Source organism: Bradyrhizobium sp. Leo114, assembly GCF_055229415.2.
This window is the reverse complement of record NZ_JBUYEN020000004.1, coordinates 40,332-56,445: the sequence shown is the minus strand read 5'-3', so window position 1 is coordinate 56,445 and position 16,114 is coordinate 40,332. Positions and strand designations below refer to the sequence as shown.

General features: G+C 63.9%; 13 protein-coding genes. 6 read left to right on the top strand and 7 right to left on the bottom strand.

The window, feature by feature from the left end; all coding sequences use genetic code 11:
- Positions 1–248 precede the first annotated feature (248 nt).
- Positions 249–968 (bottom strand): GntR family transcriptional regulator, encoded by a 720-nt coding sequence (locus tag ACZIRK_RS06260; protein WP_130228640.1) that lies wholly within the window; start codon positions 966–968, stop codon positions 249–251.
- 112 nt (positions 969–1,080) lie between these two features.
- On the opposite strand from ACZIRK_RS06260, the gene ACZIRK_RS06255 reads away from it, so the two are divergent.
- The 6 genes from ACZIRK_RS06255 (at position 1,081) to ACZIRK_RS06230 (ending at position 7,953) form a co-directional block, all read left to right on the top strand.
- Positions 1,081–2,088 (top strand): ABC transporter substrate-binding protein, encoded by a 1,008-nt coding sequence (locus tag ACZIRK_RS06255; RefSeq protein ID WP_245474946.1) that lies wholly within the window; start codon positions 1,081–1,083, stop codon positions 2,086–2,088.
- 4 nt (positions 2,089–2,092) lie between these two features.
- A complete protein-coding gene (locus ACZIRK_RS06250; protein WP_130228639.1) occupies positions 2,093–2,857 on the top strand; it encodes an ABC transporter ATP-binding protein in 765 nt (254 codons plus the stop codon).
- 11 nt (positions 2,858–2,868) lie between these two features.
- Positions 2,869–3,732, top strand: coding sequence for an ABC transporter permease (locus ACZIRK_RS06245; RefSeq protein ID WP_130228638.1), 864 nt, complete (start codon positions 2,869–2,871; stop codon positions 3,730–3,732).
- A complete protein-coding gene (gene araD, locus ACZIRK_RS06240) occupies positions 3,729–5,474 on the top strand; it encodes an L-arabinonate dehydratase (protein WP_130228637.1) in 1,746 nt (581 codons plus the stop codon). The genes ACZIRK_RS06245 and araD overlap by 4 nt, the downstream gene beginning before the upstream one ends.
- A 216-nt stretch (positions 5,475–5,690) precedes the next feature.
- The gene (locus ACZIRK_RS06235) at positions 5,691–6,410 is read left to right on the top strand and encodes a ribonuclease activity regulator RraA (protein WP_463327075.1); all 720 of its coding nucleotides are present in this window, start codon (positions 5,691–5,693) and stop codon (positions 6,408–6,410) included.
- 100 nt (positions 6,411–6,510) lie between these two features.
- The gene (locus tag ACZIRK_RS06230) at positions 6,511–7,953 is read left to right on the top strand and encodes an aldehyde dehydrogenase family protein (RefSeq protein WP_130228635.1); all 1,443 of its coding nucleotides are present in this window, start codon (positions 6,511–6,513) and stop codon (positions 7,951–7,953) included.
- Between the two features lie 34 nt (positions 7,954–7,987).
- On the opposite strand, the gene ACZIRK_RS06225 is transcribed toward ACZIRK_RS06230, so the two are convergent.
- The 6 genes from ACZIRK_RS06225 to ACZIRK_RS06200 all read right to left on the bottom strand — a co-directional run bounded on the left by ACZIRK_RS06225 (position 7,988) and on the right by ACZIRK_RS06200 (position 15,833).
- On the bottom strand, positions 7,988–8,548 hold the full coding sequence (locus ACZIRK_RS06225) for a flavin reductase family protein (RefSeq protein WP_130228634.1): 561 nt from the start codon (positions 8,546–8,548) through the stop codon (positions 7,988–7,990).
- A 306-nt stretch (positions 8,549–8,854) separates the two neighbouring features.
- Positions 8,855–10,969, bottom strand: coding sequence for a S9 family peptidase (locus tag ACZIRK_RS06220; RefSeq protein ID WP_245474945.1), 2,115 nt, complete (start codon positions 10,967–10,969; stop codon positions 8,855–8,857).
- Between the two features lie 196 nt (positions 10,970–11,165).
- Entirely contained in the window at positions 11,166–12,350 is a 1,185-nt protein-coding gene (locus ACZIRK_RS06215; RefSeq protein ID WP_130228632.1) for a pyridoxal-phosphate-dependent aminotransferase family protein, read from the bottom strand.
- A 74-nt stretch (positions 12,351–12,424) separates the two neighbouring features.
- Positions 12,425–13,258 (bottom strand): LssY C-terminal domain-containing protein, encoded by an 834-nt coding sequence (locus ACZIRK_RS06210; protein WP_130228631.1) that lies wholly within the window; start codon positions 13,256–13,258, stop codon positions 12,425–12,427.
- 47 nt (positions 13,259–13,305) lie between these two features.
- Positions 13,306–14,031 carry a thermonuclease family protein gene (locus ACZIRK_RS06205; protein WP_130228630.1) on the bottom strand — a complete coding sequence of 242 codons (726 nt, stop codon included), beginning with the start codon at positions 14,029–14,031 and terminating at the stop codon, positions 13,306–13,308.
- Positions 14,032–14,108: 77 nt separating this feature from the next.
- Positions 14,109–15,833 carry a hypothetical protein gene (locus tag ACZIRK_RS06200; protein ID WP_463327074.1) on the bottom strand — a complete coding sequence of 575 codons (1,725 nt, stop codon included), beginning with the start codon at positions 15,831–15,833 and terminating at the stop codon, positions 14,109–14,111.
- Positions 15,834–16,114 lie beyond the last annotated feature (281 nt).

Below are 16,114 nucleotides of genomic sequence, written 5' to 3'. Positions count from 1 at the left end.
TGCTAGAGCATGATCCGGAAAAGTGGAAATCGGTTTTTCGCTCGCGACAAACGCAAAAGCGTTTGCGCGGAGATCATGCTCCTACAAAGAGCCGAAGCGGGATGACAATTCGAAGAAAAGTCAGTTCGACGCCTGCGCGCCGCGCGCATTAGAGCGTTTTCGAGCGAAGTGGACACCGGTTCGCGTGAAGAAAACGCGTCAAAACAAAAACCTGGAGCTTCGGTTCTGATTCCATCAGGACCGAAGCTCTAGTCGTTGAAATAGTGCGGATGCCGCGCGCGAATCTGCGCGAGCTCGCTCAGCGTCCCCGACAAATGGGTTCGCAGATGTTTTTGCGCTTCCTCCGGCTCGCCGCCGGCGATAGCCTTGGCGATCAGCTTGTGATGGCGGACGATATCCTGCGCCTTGCCGGGCGAGGGCAGATGCAGCCGGCGCAACCTGTCGATGTGGCCGCTGCGGCTGCGGATGAGGGTCCAGATTTCCTGCTTGTCGGCGGCCTCGTATAGCTGCGCGTGGAACTCGTTGTCGGCGGCCATGAATTTCTCGAACGCGCCGGCCTTTGCGAACTGCTGTTGCCGCGCGATGGTGGAGTTGAGATCGGCGACGAGCGCCTCGTCCGGTTGCAGCGCGAGCACGCGCACGATCTCCAGCTCGACCGCCTGGCGCAGGAAATGTGCCTGCTGCGCGCGGCGCAGGTCGATCCGGCTGACGACCGTCGCATATTGCGGGAACACCTCGACGAGACCTTCCTCCTCGAGCCGCTTCAGCGCGTCGCGGATAGGCGTCGAGGACACCCCGAACTGTTCTGCCAGCGCGGCGCGCGACAGCGGTGAGCCCGGCGGCAGTTCCAGTGCGATGATCATGCCGCGCAGGCGCTCAAACACTTGCGGCGCCGCCTGACGGTCGCGATCGAGCAGCCCGCTCGATCGCGGGACGACACGACGCTGGCCGATGACCGGTGGATCCATTTGAATTGCCGTTACGCCCGCGAGAGGCTTGCCAACGATGCACTAATACATTAGTGCATTTCCGCAGGGGTGGTCAATCCGCAACCCTGAGAGGAAGCGCGTAATGAACAGGATGATGTGGCGGGCGCTTGCGAGCGCCGCCGTGGCGTTTGGTTTGCTGCAGGGACCGGCGGCACTGGCGCAGCAAAAGACGGAAATCGCCTTGTCGCGGCAGCCGGGTATTTTCTATATTCCGAGCCACATTATCGAGAAGCAGAAGCTGATCGAGAAACATGCCGCAGCGCTTGGCGTGCCCGGCATCACCACCAAATGGCTGACATTCTCCAGCGGCGGCGCGCAGACCGATGCGCTGCTTGCGGGCGGCGTCGACATCCTCAATACCGGCACCGGCAATCTCTTGCTGCTGTGGGATCGGACCCGCGGCGGCGTGAAAGGCATTGTCGCCACTTCCGCGCAGCCGATGACGCTGATCAGCCGCGATCCCAACATCAAGTCGCTGAAGGATTTCGGGCCGAACGATAAAATCGCGTTGCCGACCGTGAAGGTCTCGACGCAGGCCATCGTGCTGCAGATCGCGGCAGGCGAGTTGTTCGGCTCGGATCAATGGTCGAAGCTCGATCCCAACACCGTGCAGCTCGGCCACCCCGACGCCTATGCGGCAATGTCCAATCCGCAGCATGAGGTGCGCAGTCATTTCTCGATCCCTCCCTATACCTTCCTTGAGCTGAAGAATGTGCCGGGCGCGCATGTCGTGCTGAACTCGCCTGACGTGATGGGCGGCCCGCTTAGCCAGGCGCAATTCTTCACCACGACGAAATTCGCCGACGCCAATCCAAAAATCATCCAGGCCGTGCGGCTGGCGACCAAGGAAGCGCATGACCTGATCCGAAGCGATCCCAAGCTCGCGGTCGAAATCTATAAGGAGATCACTGGCGACAAGACGTCAGTTGAAGATCTGCTGGCCTGGCTGAAGGAGCCCGGCATGATGGAGTGGAATCTGGAGCCGCAGGGCACCATGAAATTCGCCAACCATCTCTTCAAGACGGGCACGCTGAAGACGCAGCCCAAGGCGTGGACCGACTATTACCTGCCGGTCGCGCATGACCTGAAGGGCAGTTGATCCCATGGCGCCGCTCCTTGACGTCTCCGATGTGACGCTGCGCTACAAGACGTCGAACGCGGTCATCACAGCGACCGAACGCGTCTCCTTCACGGTTGATCGCTCCGATCGCTTCGTGCTGCTCGGGCCGTCCGGCTGCGGCAAATCCACGCTGCTGAAGGCGGTCGGCGGCTACTTGCGGCCCAGCGAGGGCAAGATGCGGATTGACGGCCGCGAGATCGTCGAGCCGGGCGCCGATCGGATGATGATCTTCCAGGAGTTCGATCAACTCCTGCCGTGGAAAACCGTGCTGGAGAATGTGATGTTTCCGCTCCTGACCGCGCGGCGGCTACCTCGCAAGAAAGCCGAGGCGAAGGCTCGGGCCTATATCGAGAAGGTCGGGCTGACTCGCGTGGTCGATAGCTATCCGCATACGTTGTCTGGCGGCATGAAGCAACGCGTCGCGATCGCGCGCGGCATGGCGATGGAGCCGGACATTCTGCTGATGGACGAGCCGTTCGCGGCGCTGGACGCGCTGACGCGTCGGACTTGCCAGGACGAATTGCTGCAGCTCTGGTCTGATACCAAGTTCACCGTGCTGTTCGTCACCCATTCAATCGCGGAAGCTATCAAGATCGGCAACCGCATCCTGCTGCTGTCGCCGCATCCGGGCCGGGTGAAGGCCGAAGTCGTTGACGTCGACCGCGTCTCCAGCGAAGACGGCAGCGCTGCACGGCTGGAGAAGCAGATACACGATCTGCTGTTCGCTGAGCCGGCAACCGCACACTGAGGAGAGGCGCGATGGGAGAAGCAACGATCCTGCTGCGCGAGAGCAATGCAGTGGCCGCGCCGGCCGCAGGCGAGGTCGAGCGCAAGCTGAGTGTGTGGGAGCTGCTCTGGGACGACGGCTTTGTGCGCAAGGGGCTCATCATTGTCTTCCTGGCGGCAGCGTGGGAAGCTTACGGTCTGTGGCTCGACAATCCCCTGTTGTTCCCGACCTTCCATGATACCCTCGTCACCATGTTCGAGAAGGTGCGCGACGGCACCATCCCGATGCGGGCCTGGGCGTCGCTAAAAGTACTGTTCATGGGTTATTCCGCCGGCATCGCCCTGGCCTCGATCTTGACCATCCTCGCGATCTCGACCCGTATCGGCACGGATTTCCTCGAGACGATCACGGCGATGTTCAACCCGTTGCCGGCGATTGCGCTCCTGCCGCTTGCACTGATCTGGTTCGGGCTTGGCAATGGCAGTCTTGTGTTCGTGCTGATTCATTCCGTTCTCTGGCCGGTGGCGCTCAACACCCATGCCGGTTTCAAGGGCGTGTCCAACACGCTGCGCATGGTCGGTCGCAATTATGGCCTGCGCGGACTACCCTATGTGGCGCGCATCCTGATCCCCGCGGCTTTCGGTTCGATCCTGACCGGGCTGAAGATCGGTTGGGCCTTTGCCTGGCGCACGTTGATCGCCGCCGAACTGGTGTTCGGCGTGTCGTCGGGACAGGGCGGGCTCGGCTGGTACATCTTTGAGAACCGCAACCTGCTCGACATTCCCGCCGTGTTCGCCGGATTATTGACGGTGATCATCATCGGCCTGATCGTCGAAAACCTGATCTTCCGCACCATCGAGCGGAACACGGTCCAGAAGTGGGGCACCCAGACATGAGCGACAAAAGCAAGAAGAAGCGCCCCGACCAACTCCGCAGCGCGCGCTGGTTCGCGCCCGATGATCTCAGGGCCTTCGGCCACCGCTCGCGCGCCATGCAGATGGGCTACGCGCCGGAGGAGTGGAAGGACCGGGCGGTGATTGCGATCATCAACACCTGGTCGGACGCCCAGCCCTGTCACATGCATTTCAAGAGCCGCGTCGACGACGTCAAGCGCGGCGTGTTGATGGCCGGCGGCTTTCCGATGGAACTGCCGGCGCTGTCGCTGTCGGAATCGTTCCTGAAGCCGACCACCATGCTCTATCGCAACATGCTGGCGATGGACGCGGAAGAATTGCTGCGCGGCCATCCGGTCGACGGCGTCGTGCTGATGGGCGGCTGCGACAAGACCACGCCGGCGCTGTTGCTCGCCGCCACCTCCATGAACCTGCCCACGATCTATCTGCCGGCCGGTCCGATGCTGCGCGGCAACTGGAAGGGTCGCACGCTGGGCTCGGGATCGGACGCCTGGAAATATTGGGATGAGCGGCGTGCCGGCAAGATTTCCGATGATGATTGGGTCGACATGGAAGCCGGCATCGCCCGCAGCTACGGCACCTGCATGACCATGGGCACCGCCTCCACCATGACCGCGATCGCCGAATCCATCGGCATGACGCTGCCGGGTGCCTCCTCGATTCCGGCCGCGGACGCCGGTCATATCCGCATGGCCTCCGAATGCGGCCGCCGCGTCGTCGAGATGGTCTGGGAGGATCTGACCCCGCAACAGATCCAGACCCGGAAGGCGTTCGAGAACGCGATCACGGTGGCGATGGCGATGGGCTGCTCGACCAACGCGATCATCCATCTGATCGCGCAGGCCCGCCGCGCCGGCCAGGACATCTCCCTCGACGATTTCGAGAAGGCGAGCCGCGAGGTGCCGGTCATCGCCAATGTCCGCCCGAGCGGCGATCTCTATCTGATGGAGGATTTCTTCTACGCCGGCGGCTTGCCGGCGCTGATGAGCCAGATCAAGGATCATCTGCATCTCGACTGCCTGACCGTGACCGGCAAGACGCTGGGGGAGAATATCGCCCGGGCCGAAGTCCATAACGACGATGTCATCCGCAGCGTCGCCAACCCGATCTACAAGGAGGGGGCGCTCGCGGTGCTCAAGGGCAATCTCGCGCCCGACGGCTGCGTGATCAAGCCCAGCGCCTGCGATCCGCGCTTCCTGAAGCATTCCGGCCCGGCGCTGGTGTTCGACGATTACCCCTCCATGAAGAAGGCGGTCGACGATCCCGATCTGGATGTGACGGCCGATCATGTGCTGATCCTGCGCAATGCGGGGCCGCAGGGCGGTCCGGGCATGCCGGAATGGGGCATGCTGCCGATCCCCACAAAACTCGTGAAGCAGGGCGTGCGCGACATGGTGCGGATCTCGGACGCGCGGATGAGTGGCACCAGCTACGGCGCCTGCATCCTGCATGTCGCGCCTGAAGCCTATATTGGCGGTCCGCTCGCGCTTGTGCAGAACGGCGATCTTATCACCCTCGACGTCGCCGCCCGCAGCATCACCCTCGATGTGCCGCAGGAAGAGCTCGTACGTCGCCGCGCCGCCTGGAAGCAGCCGGAGCGCCGGTACGAGCGCGGCTATGGCTGGATGTTTACGCGCCACATCAAGCAGGCCAACGAAGGCTGCGATTTCGATTTTCTTGAAACCGGCTTCGGCAAGCCGGTCGATGAGCCGTCGATCTATTGACTCTTGTTTCACCTCTCCCGCTTGCGGGAGAGGCGTAGGCCGCCTTCGGCGGCCGTTCTTAAAGGACGCCGCAGCGAAGCTTCGGCTACGGCATAGCGCCGGGTGAGGGCTCTCTCCGCTGGGGGACTCGTGGAGAGAACCCTCACCCCAGCCCTCTCCCGCAAGCGGGAGAGGGCGCCGCAGCATCTCTCCCGGAATGACGAAGGAGCAGTTCACATGTCCAAGCTCAGCGACACCACCCGCAGCAAGCTGAAAGCCATCTCTACCGCCACCGTCGCCACCGCGCTGTACAAGCGCGGCTTCCGCATCCAGTGCATCCAGGACGTCCACCCCTTGAGCCCGGACCAGCCGACCATGGTCGGCGGAGCCTTCACGCTGCGCTACATGCCGGCGCGCGAGGACCTCAACAAGCTCGAGGTCTTCCGCGACCGTTCACATCCGCAGCGCAAGGCGATCGAGGATTGTCCGCCCGGCGCGGTGCTGGTGATGGACAGCCGCAAGGATGCGCGTGCCGCCTCAGCCGGCGCGATCCTGGTGACGCGCTTGATGAAGCGTGGCGTTGCTGGCGTCGTGACCGACGGCGGTTTTCGCGACTCCGCCGAGATCGCCAGGCTCGGCTTTCCCGCCTATCATCACCGGCCGAGCGCGCCGACCAATTTGACGTTGCATCACGCGATCGAGATCAACGTTCCGATCGGATGCGGCGACGCGCCGGTGTTTCCCGGCGACGTGATCCTCGGCGATGCTGACGGCGCCATCGTCATCCCCGCGCATCTCGCCGACGAGATCGCCGAGGAAACCTTCGAGATGACCGCATTCGAGGATTTCGTCGCCGAGGAAGTCCATAGCGGGCGCGGCATCTTCGGCCTCTATCCCGCCACTGATCCGCAGACATTGACCGATTTCGCGGCGTGGCGGAAAAGGAACGGACGCTAGATTTCGTTGTTCGAGCTGACATCGGCCCAAACGTTTCCGAGTCGGGCTCGAACTCTTAAACCGATCTTTGGCGCCAAGCCCATCAAGACGGAGGAAAGCCATGCTGATGTTCAACAATCTGATCGACGGCGAATGGATGTCGGACGGCGCGCGCTCGCCCAATGTCAATCCATCCGATACCAACGACATCGTCGGCGAGGCCGTGCGCGGCACCCGTGCTCAGCTTGATGCCGCGGTCGCGGCCGCCAAGGCGGCATTCCCGGCATGGTCGCGCGCGACGCCGCAGGCCCGCTATGACATCCTCAAGAAGGCGTCCGACGAAATCCTGGCGCGCAAGGATGAACTGGGCCGCCTGCTGTCGCGCGAGGAGGGCAAGACCCTGCCCGAGGGCATCGGCGAGGCCGCGCGTGCGGGGCAGATTTTCGCGTTCTTTGCCGGCGAGTGCCTGCGCATGGCCGGCGAGAAGCTGTCTTCCGTGCGGCCTGGCATCGACGTCGAGATCACCCGCGAGGCCCTCGGCGTGGTCGGCCTGATCACGCCCTGGAACTTCCCGATCGCGATTCCGGCCTGGAAAATCGCGCCCGCGCTCGCCTATGGCAACACGGTCGTGATCAAGCCGGCCGACCTGGTGCCGGGCTCGACCTGGGCGCTGGTCGATATCCTGCAGGGTGCCGGCCTGCCCAAGGGCGTGCTTAACCTCGTGATCGGCCGCGGCTCGGAGGTCGGCGCCGCGCTGCTCGAACATCCCGATGTCACGGCGATCAGCTTCACCGGATCGGTGGCAACCGGCCAGAAGGTCGCTGCGGCCTGCGTGGCATCGCGGCCGATGAAGAAATTCCAGCTTGAGATGGGCGGCAAGAATCCGCTGGTCATTCTCGACGATGCCGACCTGAAGGTCGCAGTCGAATGTGCCGTCAACAGCGCGTTCTTCTCCACCGGCCAGCGCTGCACGGCGGCCTCGCGGCTGATCGTCACCAAGGGCATTCACGACAAATTCGTCGCCGCGCTCACCGAGCGTCTGGGCGGCCTCAAGGTCGACGACGCCTTGAAGGCCGGCACCGATATCGGCCCGGTCGTCGACCAGAACCAGCTCGATCAGGACCTGAAATATCTTTCGATCGGCAAGGACGAGGGAGCCAAGCTGGTGTTCGGCGGCGAACGGCTGAAGCGCGATGCGCCCGGCTTTTATCTGCAGCCGGCGCTGTTCACCGAAGTGACCAACAAGATGCGGATCGCGCGCGAGGAAATCTTCGGCCCGGTGGCGGGCGTCATTCGCGTCAACGACTACGCCGAGGCGCTGGCGACCGCAAACGATACCGAGTTCGGCCTCTCCGCCGGCATCTGCACCACCAGCCTGAAATACGCCAGCGACTTCAAGCGCAACGCCGAGGCGGGCATGGTGATGGTCAACCTGCCGATCGCCGGCGTCGACTATCACGTCCCGTTCGGCGGCAGAAAAGGCTCGAGCTATGGTCCGCGCGAGCAGGGAAAATACGCGGCCGAGTTCTACACGACGGTGAAGACCGCCTATACGAATCCGTAAGAACGCATTCGGGCGGCGGGGCTCGGTCCCGCCGCTACAACATCTCCGGCTTGAACAGCTTGCGATATTTCCGCGTATTCTCGCCGGAGATCATGAACTCGCCGTCGCCGCGATAATGAATCGTCTTCGGATATTTCGGCGAGGTCGCGACATGCGCCTTCACCACCTCCAGCACGAACAGGCTGTATTTCCGGGTCAGGCTTGAATCGATCAGCCGGCATTCGAAATTGGCGTAACACTCCTCGATCAACGGCGCGCGCACCTGCTCGCCGGGCCTGGGTGTGAGGCCAAACGCGGCGAACTTGTCGATGTCGCGCCCGGAGCTGTTGCCGATCTTCACGACGGTCGGCGCCAGCTCTACGGTCGGCACATTGATCACGCACTGTTTGCTGCGGCGGATCAATTCGAACGAGTGGTTGGCGTCCCAGATGTAGCAGCCGATCAGCGAGGGCTGAAACTCCATGATCATGTGCCAGCCCATGGTCATGATGTTGGTCTCATTCCTGTGCGCGGAGGAGACCAGCACGATCGGCCCCGGCTCGAGAAAGCGGCGCACGTTGTCGACAGGAAAATCCGTCTTGGTGTAGCGCGGCATCGGGCCTCCTCTCAGTCGTCGTCCTCGTTTGCGCTTCAAACTCCGCCGTCGTCCCGGCCAAGCGAAGCGCGAGCCGGGACCCATAACCACAGGCAGTTATGGTGACGAAGACTCGGAGTTACCGCGTGGTTCAACAACGATGTTTGGTGGTTATGGGTCCCGGTCAAGCCCGGGACGACCTAGGGAGAGAGCGGCCGCTCATTCGCGCACTCGTAGCCCGTAGGGTGGGCAAAGCGAAGCGTGCCCACCATCCACGCTCGGTGCAAGTGAAGGTGGGCACGCTGCGCTTTGCCCACCCTACGTTTGCTACGCCGCCGCGTCCGCCAATCCCACTGCCCACAGCGCGAACGCATAGACGATCGCGATTTCATCGAGCCGGTTGAATCGTCCCGATGCGCCGCCGTGTCCCGCGCCCATGTTGGTGCGCAGCAGCACCGGCCCGCCGCCGGTCATGGTGGCGCGCAATCGCGCGATCCATTTCGCCGGCTCCCAATAGGTGACGCGCGGATCGGTCAATCCACCCATTGCGAGGATCGCGGGATAGTCCTTCGCCGCGACATTGTCGTAGGGCGAATAGGACAGGATGGTGCGAAAATCCTTCTCACTCTCGATCGGGTTGCCCCATTCCGGCCATTCCGGCGGCGTCAGCGGCAGCGTGTCGTCGAGCATGGTGTTGAGCACGTCGACGAAAGGCACCTCGGCGACGATGCCGCCGAACAATTCGCCGGCGCGGTTCGCGACCGCTCCCATCAGCATGCCGCCGGCCGAGCCGCCATGGCCGACGATGCGTTTACTGCTCGTGTATTTTGCATCGATCAGCGCGCGGGCGGAGGCCGCGAAATCATCAAAGCTGTTGGTCTTCTTCTCGCGCTTGCCGTCGAGATACCAGCCCCAGCCTTTGTCGGCGCCGCCGCGGATATGCGCGATCGCGTAGACGAAGCCGCGGTCGACCAGCGACAGGCGGTTGGTGCTGAAGGAGGCCGGCATTGCCATGCCGTAGGAGCCGTAGCCGTAGAGCAGAAGCGGCGCTGTGCCGTCGCGGACGAAATCCTTGCGGTGCAGGATCGAGACCGGGACCTCTGCGCCGTCATGCGATGTCGCCATGATGCGCGTGGTGACGTAATCGGCCGGGTCGTGGCCGGAGGGAATCTCCTGGCGCTTGCGCAGCACCCGTGTCCGCTTCGTCATGTCGTAGTCGTAGACTTCCGACGGTGTCGTCATCGACGAATAGGAGAAGCGCAGGTTTGTCGTCTCGAATTCGTAGGAGCCCATGGTGTCGAGCGAATAGGCCGCCTCGTCGAAGGCGATCGCATGCTCCTCGCCCGTGGCGAGATCGCGGATCACGATCGCGGGCAGCGCGTTGGCGCGCTCGAGCCGCACCATATGCCCGGAGAAAAGCTCGAGATCGAGGATGTAGATGCCTTCGCGATGCGGGATCAGGTCGTGCCAGTTCTTGCGCTCCGGCGCGGCGAGCGGCGCCGTCATCACCTTGAAGTCGATCGCGTCATCGGCGTTGGTGAGAATGAACAGCTCGTCGCCGCGGTCGGCGATCGAATATTGTACGCCTTCCTCGCGCTCGGCGATCAGCCGCGGCGCCGCTTCGGGATTTTGGAGGTCGATCAACCGCTGTTCCGAGGTCTCGTGGTCGCCGCCCGCGATCACGCAGAAGCGCCCGCTCGCGCTCTCATGCAGATGGGTGAACCAGCCGGAATCCTGCTCTTCATAGACCAGCACGTCGTCGGCCTGTTTGGTGCCGAGACGATGGCGCCAGACCTGCATCGGGCGGTGGTTGTCGTCGAGCTTGACGTAGAAGAAGCTCTTCGCGTCCGCGCTCCAGACCACACCGCCATCGGTCTCCTCGACGAGGTCGTCGAGATCGGCGCCGCTTGCCCAGTCGCGCACGCGGATCGAGAAATATTCCGAGCCCTTGGTGTCGGCGCTCCAGGCATGCAGCCTGTGGTCGGGCGAATGCCGGCTGCCGCCGAACCTGAAATATTCGGTGGCTTTCGCCAGCTCGTCGCCATCGAGCACGACATGCGCCTCGCCGCCGTCGCGCGGCATGCGGCCGAACATCTCGTGCTGTCCGCCCTCGCGGAATTTGCGGAAATAGGCGAACGGGCCGTCGGGCGAGGGGACGCTGGAATCGTCTTCCTTGATCCGCCCGCGCATCTCCGCAACCAGCTTCTTCTGCAACGGTGCGGTGTGGCCGAGCAGGCTCTCGGTATAGCTGTTCTCGGCTTCGAGATAGCTCCTGATGTCAGGATCAAGGATCGAAGGATCGCGCAGCACCTCCTGCCATTTCGGATCCTTCAGCCAGCCGTAATCGTCTGACACGGTGATGCCGTGCCGGGTGAAGGAGTGCGGCCGTCGCGGCGCAACGGGCGCGGGGTGGGCAGGTTTCTTGGTGGCGGATTGGTCCACTCGGTCCTCGTATGGTCTTTCGGTTCCGTGGTCTTGTTCGCTCGTCATGCGCGGTCTTGACCCGCGCATCCATCAAAGAAAGGCGTTTTTCGCAAGATGATGGATTGCCGGGTCGAGCCCGGCAATGACGACCACCGTCGGAACGAGATGTCATCGAGACATATATCGGTTCGAATGGGTGGATTGCCAGATGCGGTCAGGCGCGCACGCTTTCACCGAGCCATTCAATCGCGGCCTCGGTTCCACCCTTGCCGTGGGGAATGCCGAGCGCGTTGAGCGCGACCTCGACCACGCCGAGTGTGCCCAGGATCATCGGCGCGTTCACATGGCCCATATGGGCGATCCGGAAGGCCTGGCCCTGCAGATCGCCGATGCCGGTCCCGAGCACGACGCCGCATTTCTCTTTGCAATAGCGCTGCAGCGCCGCCGGGTCGTGGCCGTTCATGGTGACTGTGGTCACCGTGTTGGAGCGCTCGGCAGCCTCGGTGATGTTGAAGCCGAGCACCTGGCCCTCTGCCCATACCGCAACGGCACGCCGCACCGCTTCGGCAAGCAGGCGATGGCGCAGATGCGCGTTCTGCAGTCCCTCGGCCGTCAGCATGTCGATCGCCTTGCGCAGCGCGAACAACAGATGCACCGGCGCGGTGCCGGCATATTTGCGATAGTGCTCGGTGCCCTCGCGTTCGGTCCAGTCCCAATAGGGCGTGCGCAAATCGGCGCGCTTGTGCACCTCTTGCGCGCGCGCATTCGCCGCGACGAAGCCGAGACCCGGCGGCGTCATCAGGCCCTTCTGCGAGCCGGACATCGCGACGTCGATGCCCCAGGCGTCCATCTCGAACGGCATGCAGCCGAGCGAAGCCACGGTATCGACCATGAACAGCGCTGGATGGCCGCTCGCCTTGATCGCCTTGCCGATCGCCTCGATGTCGTTATAGGCGCCGGAGGCGGTGTCGACCTGCACCGCGAGGATCGCCTTGATCGTGTGCTCCCTGTCGCGCCGCAGCCGGTCTTCGACTTCCGCGGGCCGGATCGCGCGGCGCCAGTCGCCCCTCAACACTTCGACCTCGGCGCCCATTGCGGACGCGGCTTGGCCCCAGCCGATGGCGAAGCGGCCGCTCTCGAGCACCAGCACCTTGTCGCCGCGCGACAGCACGTTGGAGAGCGTCGCCTCCCAGGCGCCATGGCCGTTGGCGATATAGATGTAGGATTTGCCTTTGGTGGCGAACAGCTTTGAGAGATCGCGCAACAGGCTCTCGGTCAGTTCGACCATCTCTGCCGAATAGATATCGAGTGCCGGGCGATGCATCGCCTGCAGCACCTCGTCGGGCATCGTGGTGGGTCCGGGGATGGCCAGAAATTCCCGGCCCGCGCGAACGGTCATTGTTGGCTTCCTGCTTGATCTGCCCCGCAGAGGTGGATGCAGGGATTGGCCGCAAATTTCAACCCACAGGAGCGTTATTTTCCGATCGCATTGGCCACTGCATGCCAGATCTGATCCTTGATCTCGATCGCGGGCGGGCTCGGGATCGTCGTCGCCGGGCCGTCGCGCGGCTTGCATGCTTCCACCAGCCGCAGGATCCAGATCTCGCCATCGGTGTAATAGAGGTCGCCGCCGCCATTGCGGCCCGCGATCGTCGGGCCGATGCCGGTGACCTGATATTTCGCGGTGACCATGCGGGCGTTTTCCAGGTCGGCCGTGAGCAGGGCCCGCTCGGCATCGAGGTCGGGACCGATGTGATGCGTGATCGCGCCGGTGTAGTGGCTGACGCCGACGCTGCGATCTTGCGTGGCGGCGCCGAGCCACACCGGGCGGCCCTCCTCGCCCTTGTCGAGCACCTGCCAGTAGCGGACATGGTTGCGGCGATCGGCGCTGTTTCCGATCGGCTTCTCGAACGCGAGGTCCTCGCGGCGGCCGAGATAGAAGAGATTGCTGACCGGCGCGTCGCGATAGGGGCGGTCGAGCAGCACGCTGCCGACGATCTCGATCGATGATTTCAGCGTGATCGGATCGGCGGGATACCAGCCGGCGGCGTGCATGGCGCAGACCACGTCATACTTGTCGCCGATCAATCCGATATTCATGGGATCGCCGGGAATCCCCTGCGCGGTGCGCGTCACCATCGGCAGATTGGCGAGGCCCTTCTGGTGCTCGTGATGGGTCCACAATGCCGGCAGCAGCAGATAGGCGGCGAGGCCGTAGACTGCGAGTATGAAGACCAGCAGCAATTGGATGCGCCGGACCCGTCGCCGCCGCGCCGAAGGTTGCGCCTTGTCGTCGAGCTCTGTCACCGTGCCGCGCTCTCGAACCGAGGTTGCGCAGGCAGTTTAGAGATTGTTCAGCGCCTTGTCTCGCGGCAGCCGGCGGCTTCCGCCTCCTCGACCGAGCAGAACCAGCGCGTGCCCTTGGCGATCTTCATCTGGATCTTGGCGTACCAGCGGCTTTGCGGCGTGTGATAGATGCATTCGCCCGAGGTGTTGACATTGCCCTTGATGGTGCAGTCGGGCGAGGGCGCGACCGGGCCGGAGGCGGACGCGAGCAGGATGTTGCGGGCGTTCTCCGGCGGCTTCACGGCGCCGAGGATCGGCGTCTTCTTGTTGCGGATGCGCCAGTCCCAGGGTGCGATGAAGGCGCCCTGCCACATGCCGGCCTTGGCTTCGCGCGCGGCCTTCTCGTCGGCCTCGTACTCGTGCGACGCGCGCGTATAGGCCAGCGCCCAGCCGTTTGCCACCAGCCATCTCTGGATGTCCTGCCCCTCGACCTCGCAGCGCGCCAGGGTGCGGCCGCGGCGGTCGGTCGTGCCGCGGGTATGGCAGGTCCAGCTCTTGCCGCCGGCATGCTTGATCAGTTCGTCGCGCGCGGCGATCCCGCAGGTCCAACGCTCGCCCATGGTGTTGAGGCAGAGCTGGTCGGTGGAGGGCGCGTCGATGCCGCCGAGACGGATGCGGGCGGAGCCGATCTGGATCTGGTCGCCCTCGCGGATTTTCGGCACGCCGGTGATGTCTGCGGCCTGCGCCAGCGCGGGCAACAGCAGGAGGGCGGCGGTGAGGAGCAGCGGTCGCATCGGCAGGTTCACGGATTGGCGAGCAATTGTGCGGAGATTCGGGCAGGCAAACCAGTAGCGCGAACGCGGCAGCCTTTTCAACTTCGCGTCATTGCCCGCCGCGCCAGCGCCAGCGCCATCAGCACGAAGGCTGAGGTCACCTCGGGGCCGCCGACCAGGATCCGTGTCGGCGTCTTCATCTTGTTCCACTCATAGGCCTTGTATGGGGAACGCCGGCCGCCTTCGCCGAAGCTCGCGACGATGCAGTGCAGCGCCGGCGTGAAGGTCGCGACCTCGGCGCCGAGATGCGCCAGCGCCATCAGCGCCAGCGCGGCGTCGAACGCGTTCATCTCATGCGCGATCAATTCCTGCTGGACGTAGAGCAGCACCTGCGCGCGGATCATCGCGAACACCCCGCTTGGATCGATCACGCGCTGCGCCGCCGAGGGAAGCGCGATGAACGCGGCGTAGCAGCGGCCGAAATAGGCGCAGTAAAGCTCCGGCAGATAATAGATATGCGAGCGCGGCTTCCTGAACGCGCCGCTTTCCACTAATCGCCGCTGGAAGTCGATGATGCGCTGCACCGTCTCCAACCGCTGCGGCGTCTCCAGGATCCGCCAGCGCTTGAGGTTACGGAAGCTGACCTCGAGGATGTCGAGATTGAGCGTCGGATCGAGGTCGTTGCCGTAGGGACGATCACCGGCGAGATTGTCGATCCAGGTGACGACGCCGCCTTGGTAATCGATATTGTCGTTGAGCGGCACGGTGACGCGCGGCTCGTTCGCCCCGCTCCGCACCTGGTAGCCGCGATAGAAATCGAGCAGCGGCTGCTTGAGGATCGGATGATCGCTGCCGGCCTGCGTCGCCGCGGAGAACGAGCAGGCGGTGGTGTCGCAATCAGGCACATAGATGCCGAAGCCGAGATCCTGCTTGATCTGGGCGAAGAAGCGCGAGAAGCGCGGATGCGGCAATGGCGCCAGCGCCGTGATCACGTTCACGGTCGAGCCGTCATGCGAGGGCACCTCCTCGGCGCTGATCCGCAAGCAGAAGTCGACCATGTCGGCGATCGCCCCGCGCGCGGCGCTGGTCTCCGCGCCGGACGCAAGCCCGGTCTCGACAAAGCTGAGCAGCGCCTCGGTGAAGAACGCATCGTAATAGGCCGAGCGATGGCGGATCTGCATCGGCTGCCACATCGGCTCGGCGATCCCGCGCCAGGGCGGGTTGATCAGCGCGCGCGCCGGCGAATGCGCGATGTAGATGCGCGCGAGGTTGAACAGCAAAGTCGAGTTCTTGTAGCCGCGCGAGTTCAGCCCGGTCAGCGCCATCAGAAGTTCGCGCCCGCCCATGTCGGCATCGCCGATCAGGTTGAACGCCGCATAGGTCGGGATGAAGCCGTTCTTCGCGTAAGCGCGCAACAGATGCGCGCCACAGGCCCGGATGACCCGCTCGATCTCGGCCGCCGCGGGCGCGCGCGCAGGCGCCGCCGCCGCGGGCAGCGGATGCCGCACGTCGATACCTTCCATCAGCGCAGCCACAGGCGCGCCGATCGCCGCCCAGTCCGGCGCCTCGGCATCGCGCGCCTCCTTCAAGGCCGCCTGCAGCGCGCCGAGCCGCGCGTTATCGCGCAAGGCTGGCAGGCCGGTGCGCCGGAGCAGGCCGCGCAGCGCGGGATTGCCGATCGCGGTCCGGTAGAATTTTCCCAAATGCGCATCCCCGCCGCGATATTTCAGCAGCAGCGGATCGCAGACGTCGTAAAGCGACGGCCCGTCCTTACGGACCGTGAGCGATCGGCAGACCGCCCCGGCAATGTCATGAAAACCCATGCCACCCCTTTCTGGCACGCACGATCCGGAACAGCCGGGAACCGGCTTTTCCCGAAAAATCCTGCGCATCCAAGGAGGCCCCACCCAGAAGCCCCCTGCAAACCTTTGAATCGCACCACAAAATCGCGGGAAATACAAATGTGACCGATATCACATATGCTGCCGCGTTTTGGCACAAGTTTGACCCCGGCGCATTACGGATAAGGCCGAAAGGCCGAATCAGGTTGCCCCGGAAGGCTTCGCAGGTTAAGGGTTTCTGTGTTGCGGTGCCGCAAATTGCG